Here is a 6,657-nt window from a genome sequence, read left to right as displayed (position 1 = left end):
CTCGCGACCTGGACCGGCGCCTGCATCACCTGCCACCAACGCGTGAAACCGCTACACCTCAACAAACGCCGCCGAACCTAACAAAGCACTACTAGGTACAGCGCACCCGTCAGCGTGTCGACGTAGACCATCCGCTCCTCGGCGGCGTCAGGGTAGGGCTCGGGAATCGGCGGGAAGTCGAGGATCACGAAGCTCCCGTCGAAGCCAACTCCGGCGGAGTACGGAAGGAGCTGGATCTGGACGTTGCTCTTGGTCGAGGCCTCGATCAAGCGGTTGAGTTGCCTGTGCAGCACCTCGGGCCCGCCGACCATCCGTCGAGCTGCTCCCTCGTCGATGACCACTCGCAGCAGAGGCGGATCGTCACCAGACAGGATGGCCTGCCTCTCCATCCGCAGCGCGACTTGACGCTCTACCTCGTCGTCGCGCATCGGGACCGGCGCACCCTCAAACGCGGCCCGCGCGTACTCCTCGGTCTGCAACAGGCCAGGCACCATCTGGCATTCATAGGTGCGGATGACCGACGCCTCGGACTCCATCCCGACGTACGCGGCGAACCAGTCCGGCAAGACGTCGCTGTAGCGCTGCCACCAACCGCGCTGCTTCGCCTGGCGCGCTACCGCGATAACGGCTTCCGCTTGGTCGCCTTCCACTCCGTACAGCGCCAGTAGCGCCCGCACGTCGTTGGGATGGGGCCGTACCTCTGCCGTCTCGATACGACTGAGCCAGCTCGCATCGTGGTCCACCCGTCTGGCCGCTTCGGCCGAGGTGATGCCAGCCCTGTCACGGAGCTGCCGCAGGGTCAGCGCCAGTCGTCGGCGCCTGACGGTAGGGCTTTGGCGTTGAGGCACCTGGTCATCTTGCCATGCGGAAGACCCGACTTCCGTTCGCAGGCGCGCGGAACGCAGGACAGGAATCCGCATATTGCGGATCGCCATGATGCATGGCAACGTGTTTGCCGGGTGTGGTGGTCGGATGACCGAGCGTGGCCCGGCTGCCATGCCCCCTATGCGAGAGGGGTCACGGTGGGCAGGCAGGTCTCCTACGACCAGTATGTGATCGCAGTCGCCCTGACCTTGGCGCGTCGACATCGGCCGGTGTGGTCATGGAGGAGAGCCCGGAGGATTTGTCGCTGCGGCGGCGAGCTGCCGTGCCGATCGAGACACCGCATCCCCATAGGCCGCCGGCATTGGCCAGGGGAGACGGGATGACATCTCACGCGCCTGTTCTGCCTATTTGGAGTTGCGGCGGGTGCGGTGCCCCTTGGCCGTGCCGCACCCGGAGGCAGGAGCTGCAAGCCGAGTACGAAGACGCGCCCATATCCCTAGCTCTATACATGGGGTCGTGCCTGGTGGCAGCGAGCCAGGACATGGGTTGGGCCCCGGCCGGGCTCCTCCATCGCCGGTTCCTCGGGTGGGTGCGGTGACCGCACCCCGCTCCGGTGACCTTCTCTACGTGACCCGATCGGCCAGCGTGCAGTTCATCAACCCGATCTTCTTCCGGGCTCGGCTGGCGGACATACGACGGGTGGCTCTGGCTCGAGGGCTACCAACTCAACATGAAGGGCGATGCTGTCGCTCGACGAGCAATATTCGTGCAGCAGGGCGGGCTGCGATCCGGTGAGACATCTGGGGCTGCCGGCCAAGCCCGTCAGGTAGGGCAGAGGGCGACAGCGGGGTGAGGGCGACCAGGGCTTCAGGTTCGAAGGGAACACAATAATCCGCACTATTGCCACATCATGCTCAGCTTTCGGTCGCCGGACGCTCAAGGGGCCGCGTCATCATCTCTTCTCTGGCCGGCCTGCTGCTCGGCATCGCGAGGCTGGACCTTGGGCTGGCCGAATTTAGGAGCCCGATCAGGTGTCGGGGTGGCGCTCGGCGTCGAGCCATCCGGTGTGGTTCCAAACCGGGCATTGCCCCGCCCGGGCGGATGACGTCACCCCGCGCCCCCGGTTCACGCGACCATGCTCGGCACATGCGGCGGCAGAGTCATGGCACCAGCTACAACTCGTCCCGGGACTATCGTGTAGTTGGGTTCGACTCGTGCCAGGGCGGCCTGCGCGTCGCCCCCCTCGGTGCCTAATCGCCACATCCGCTACGGTCGGCCGACCTCCGTCGTCCCTACGGCTGTGGGCCTTCCAGCCGGCACCCGAAGGTGTCCACCTTCGGGACGGACGTTCGGGGTAGCGGATCGGCCGGGCTGGACGGACCGCAGCGGCCTCCCCGGACCGGATCCGGCAGGCCACAATGGCGGGATGAGTGCGCGACGGGTTGTGGTTCTGGGCACCGGGGTGGTGCTGGCGGCGCTGGCCGGGGTGTTCGTGGTCGTCGGGTGGGATCGGGCCATTCGGATCTCCACGGTGGTTTCGGCCTTGGCCGCCGTCGCGGCTGTGGGGGTGGCTGTCTGGGCAGCCTGGCCCGTGGTCAGGTCGAGGTCCGACCTGTCACGACGGCCACGGTCAGAGCCGGAGTTGACGGTCCGGGTTTCCGGCTCTGGGACGGCCACGGCCCGAGGTCACGGCTCGTCGGTCAGTGGGGCCTCCGGCCCTGCCACGTCGGCGCCAAACCGGGTCGAAGCGGTGAAAACCGGGGATGCGGACGCCTCCGGCGGCGGGGACGCCACCTCCGGAATCCGGTGGACGTGAGCGTGTGGCCCGGAACGCTAGTCCCGTGCGGCGCATGCACCGTCGCCGCCTGGGGGCGGCCTCGTGGTCAGTGATCGGCTGCATCGCTGGCAGCTCAAGGTTCGTGACACCGGCACCGCCATCGCCACCGGTGGCGGCGTCGCGGTCAGTGGCGTCGTTCTCGGCGACATCATCACGAACGTCGCGCCGGTGCCGCGATCGGATTATTTGTCGCAGGTCGTGCCGCAGATCGCCCCTGAGGAACTGGTGGGCCGGGACCCGGAGCTGGCGGCGCTGGCGGCCTTCTGCACCGCCCCAGACTCGCAGCCGGACGGTGCCGCGACGGTGTACCAGTATTGGCGCGCTCCGGCGTGGGCAGGCAAAACTTCACTACTGTCGTGGTTCGTGCTGCACCCGCCGGACAGGGTGCAACCGGTGGCGTTCTTCGTCACCGCCCGCCACGCAGACCAGAACGACCGGCGCGCATTCACCGACGTGGTCCTTGAACAGCTGGCCGAACTGCTCGGCGAGCCGCTGCCGCCGCTGCTGACCGACGCCACCCGCGACGCCCACCTGCGTGGCGCGCTGAACCGCGCCGCAGCCCACTGCCATGAACAGGGCACACGGCTGGTGCTGGTCATCGATGGGCTGGACGAGGACCGCGGGGTGACGGCCGGCCCGGATGGGCACAGCATCGCGGCGCTGCTGCCCGCCCGGCCACCGCACGGCATGCGGGTGGTCGTGTCGGGGCGACCAAGTCCGCCGATCCCGGACGATGTGCCAGACGATCATCCGCTGCGGGATCCGCGCGTGGTGCGGGGGCTGTCCCAGTCGGCGCAGGCGCGGGTGGTGAAACAGGACGCGCGGCGAGAGCTACGGCGCCTACGGTACGGAAGCGCGGTGGAGCAGGACTTGCTGGGTCTGCTTACCGCCTCTGGCGGTGGCCTGTCAGCCGCCGACCTGGCTGCCCTGACCGGCCTGTCGGAGGTGGACGTCGGCGAGCAGCTGGCCGCCGTGTCGTCTCGCACCTACCTGCAGCGGGTTGGACGCTGGCGACCAGACACGACAATGTACATCCTGGGTCACGAGGAGCTGCAACAGCAGGCCGTCCGCTCGCTCGGCCCGGGCCGGCTCGCTGACTACCGAATGCGGCTGCACGCCTGGGCCGACCGCTACAGAGACCAGGGCTGGCCACTGGACACCCCGGACTATCTACTGCGCGCTTACTTTCGGCTGTTGCACGACACCGGTGACCTGTTGCGGATGTTGGCCTGCGCCACCGACACGGACCGGCACAACGGAATGCTGAACATCACCGGGGGTGACACCGCTGCCCTCGCCGAGGTCACCGCGGCTGCCGCACAGGTTCTTCATGCTGACCGCCCTGACTTCTCTGCGGTTGGCCGCCTTGCCGTGCACTACGAAGCCCTCACCCGGCGCAATAGATACGTCCCACCCGACATTCCGGTGGCCTGGGTACGGCTCGGCCGCCCCGACCGGGCGGAGGCCCTGGCCAGCTCGATCATGGACCCAGGCGTGCGCGCGACGGCGTTGATTCACGTTGCCGCCGCTCTAGCCACTACGGGAGACACAGACCGGGCCGAGGCCCTGGCCCAGGCGCATCCCGACCTCGCCCAGTCGTCGCTTGGCCTGGACCAGGAGGCGCTGGCCGCCGTCGTCCACGTCCTGGCCCAATCCGGCGACCTGGACCGTGCCGAAGCTGTCGCCCGGTCGATCGCCCGCCCGGACCAACGAGTGGCGGCGCTAATCGACGCCACGTATGCGGCGTGCCGGGCCGGGGACCCTGTCCGCGGTCAGTCGCTGGCCGCGCAGGCCGCGGCCGCAATCGCCAATCCCGACTCTGAGCTGGATCACCAGATGCGGGCCGACTGGCCGGAGACCAGTTCAATCGCGCTGGCCGCCGCGTTCGCCCGGGCCGGTGCCCCGGATGCTGCCGAAGCCATGGCCCGATCCCTGACCGACCCGGACCAGCAGGTCGACGCCCTCGTCGGGATCGCCCGCGCGGTGTCCCAGGCAGGGGACCCGAGCCGCGGCCGGGCGCTGGCCGCGCAGGCGGAGGCGGTGGCCCGCACGATACCGACGGTCGCATGGCAGCCGTATGCATTGGCCAGCGTCGCCGCAGCGGTGGCGGCGGCAGGCGATTCCGGTGGCGCACGGCGCCTGGCATGCTCAATCACCAATCCAGGCATGCGGGCAAAGGCCCTGGTGCAGGTGGTCAAAGCGCTGGCCGCCGCCGGAGACTGGCGCAACGCCCAGGCGGTGGCCTACTCGATCGATGGCGCGTACCGGCGCGCCGAAGCGCTCGCCAGCGTCGCCGGTGCTCTGGCCGGTGCCGGGGAGTTGCCCCGCGCCGAGGGCCTGGCGTGGCTGATCACCGATCCGTTCCAGCGGGCCCGCGCTCTGGTGAGCGTCGCGACGGCACTTGCCGCCACCGGCGACCGCGACCATGGTCGGGCTGTGGCGGCACAGGCCGAGGCGGTAGCTCGCACGATCAACGCGGTCGACCCACAGGCGGAAATACTGGCCGCGATCGCCGAGGTCCAGGCTTTCGCCGGCGCCCCGGACCGCGCCGTGTTCTTGGCACATTCGCTGATCAGCGCGGGCTGGCAGATGAAGGCACTCACCGCCATCGCCCAGGCTCTCGCCGACGCCGGGAACCTGGACCGCGGGCGGGCCGTGGCCGCGCAGGCGGAGACGGTGGCCCGCTCGGTCACCGATACTGATTGGCAAGCCCGGATGCTGCGTGCCGCCGTTGATGCCCTCATCACGATCGGCGACCTGAACCGGGCCGAGTCCGCGGCACGCTTGATCACGGAGACCGTCTGGCAGGCGTCCGCGCTGTCGACAGTCTCCGAGGCCATGATGCTGGCCGGTGAGCTGGCCCGGGCGGAGACCGTCGCCGGATCGATAGCCGATCCGGCGTTCCAGGTGCGAGCGCTGGCCGAGCTCGTGCCCGCCTTAGTCGGGTTAGGCGAACCGGAACGTGGCCACGCCGTCGCCACGCGCGCCGAAGCCGCGGCCCGGTCGATCTCGGATCCCGAGGAGCGGGTGGAGGCGTTGGCAAGGGTGGCCAGCGCCTTCGTCAAGGTGGGACAGGGGGATCATGGCCATGCCCTAGCGGCGGAAGCCGCAGCGGGGGCGCGAACGGTCGACCTTGTATGGCGGGAGGCAGCGGTGTCCCGGGCCGCGATCGACCTGGCGGGCGCCGGGTACGCCGACGTCGCCGACGCGCTCGCTGCATCCCTCACCGAGCCGAGCCAGGCCGCGCCAGCGCTGCGGGCTGTCGCCGAGGCCTTGTCCATAGGCGGTAACGCCGACCGTAGTCAGGCTGCCGCCAGGCAGGCCGACGCGATGGACCGCCGCGTCCTCGACGGCGGCCAGCCAGCGCAGTCGCTGGCCGAGCTCGCCCGCACACTCGCTGAGAAGGGTGACGTCAATGCTGCGGTGGCGGTCACCCACACCAGTACGGACCCAGAGCAGCGGGCGTGGGCGCTCACCATGGTCTCCGCCGTCCTTGCAGCGCGCGGCAATCTGGACCGCAGCAGAATCCTGGCTGAGCAGGCGGAGGCGGCGGCAGACGCGATCATCGCAGCGAACGTGCGGGCCCGAGTCCTGCTGGTGCTGTCCACGGTCGTCGGGCCACCGGACGCGACGCGACTGTGCGCCGAAGCGTTGTGGCTTGACTGCGCTGAGGTATTGCCCACCGTGGCGGAGGACCACCCGGCTGCGGGCGCAGCGATCATCGATGCCTTGTTGCGGGAGTTTCGCGCGGAGCCGCCGGGCCATTGGTAGGCGGCCCTTATGGACACGCCGGCCGCTGCGGCGCCATTGTCTACCGTGGCCTGGCCCCCTGCCGGCGACCTGGTCGGAGCCGTGGAACCGCCGGAGCCGCTGCGGCGCACCTGCATCGGCGACAGCTTCGGCGCGTGCGGCGGGTCGTCAGCCGGGTTCCGGAACGGTGAGCGTGCGGATTACTGCCCCCTGTGCACCCAGCGCTACCCGGTGACCTTGCCCAG

The 6,657-nt window shown here is 69.6% G+C and carries 2 protein-coding genes and 1 pseudogene; 2 read left to right on the top strand and 1 reads right to left on the bottom strand.

All coding sequences use genetic code 11. The features are described from left to right. Window positions 1–77 precede the first annotated feature (77 nt). A complete protein-coding gene (locus tag ABZS80_RS19440) occupies window positions 78–935 on the bottom strand; it encodes a helix-turn-helix transcriptional regulator (RefSeq protein ID WP_355057617.1) in 858 nt (285 codons plus the stop codon). Between the two features lie 484 nt (window positions 936–1,419). Here ABZS80_RS19440 and ABZS80_RS19435 point away from each other — a divergent pair. Next, window positions 1,420–1,678, top strand: a pseudogene (locus ABZS80_RS19435) (hypothetical protein). A gap of 1,026 nt (window positions 1,679–2,704) precedes the next feature. Next, entirely contained in the window at window positions 2,705–6,433 is a 3,729-nt protein-coding gene (locus ABZS80_RS19430) for a hypothetical protein (RefSeq protein ID WP_355057615.1), read from the top strand. Window positions 6,434–6,657 lie beyond the last annotated feature (224 nt).

The organism is Micromonospora sp. NPDC005305, assembly GCF_040607315.1.
GTDB lineage: Bacteria > Actinomycetota > Actinomycetes > Mycobacteriales > Micromonosporaceae > Micromonospora.
Note: the sequence above shows the minus strand (reverse complement) of the source record. Positions and strands in the feature narration are given on the sequence as shown.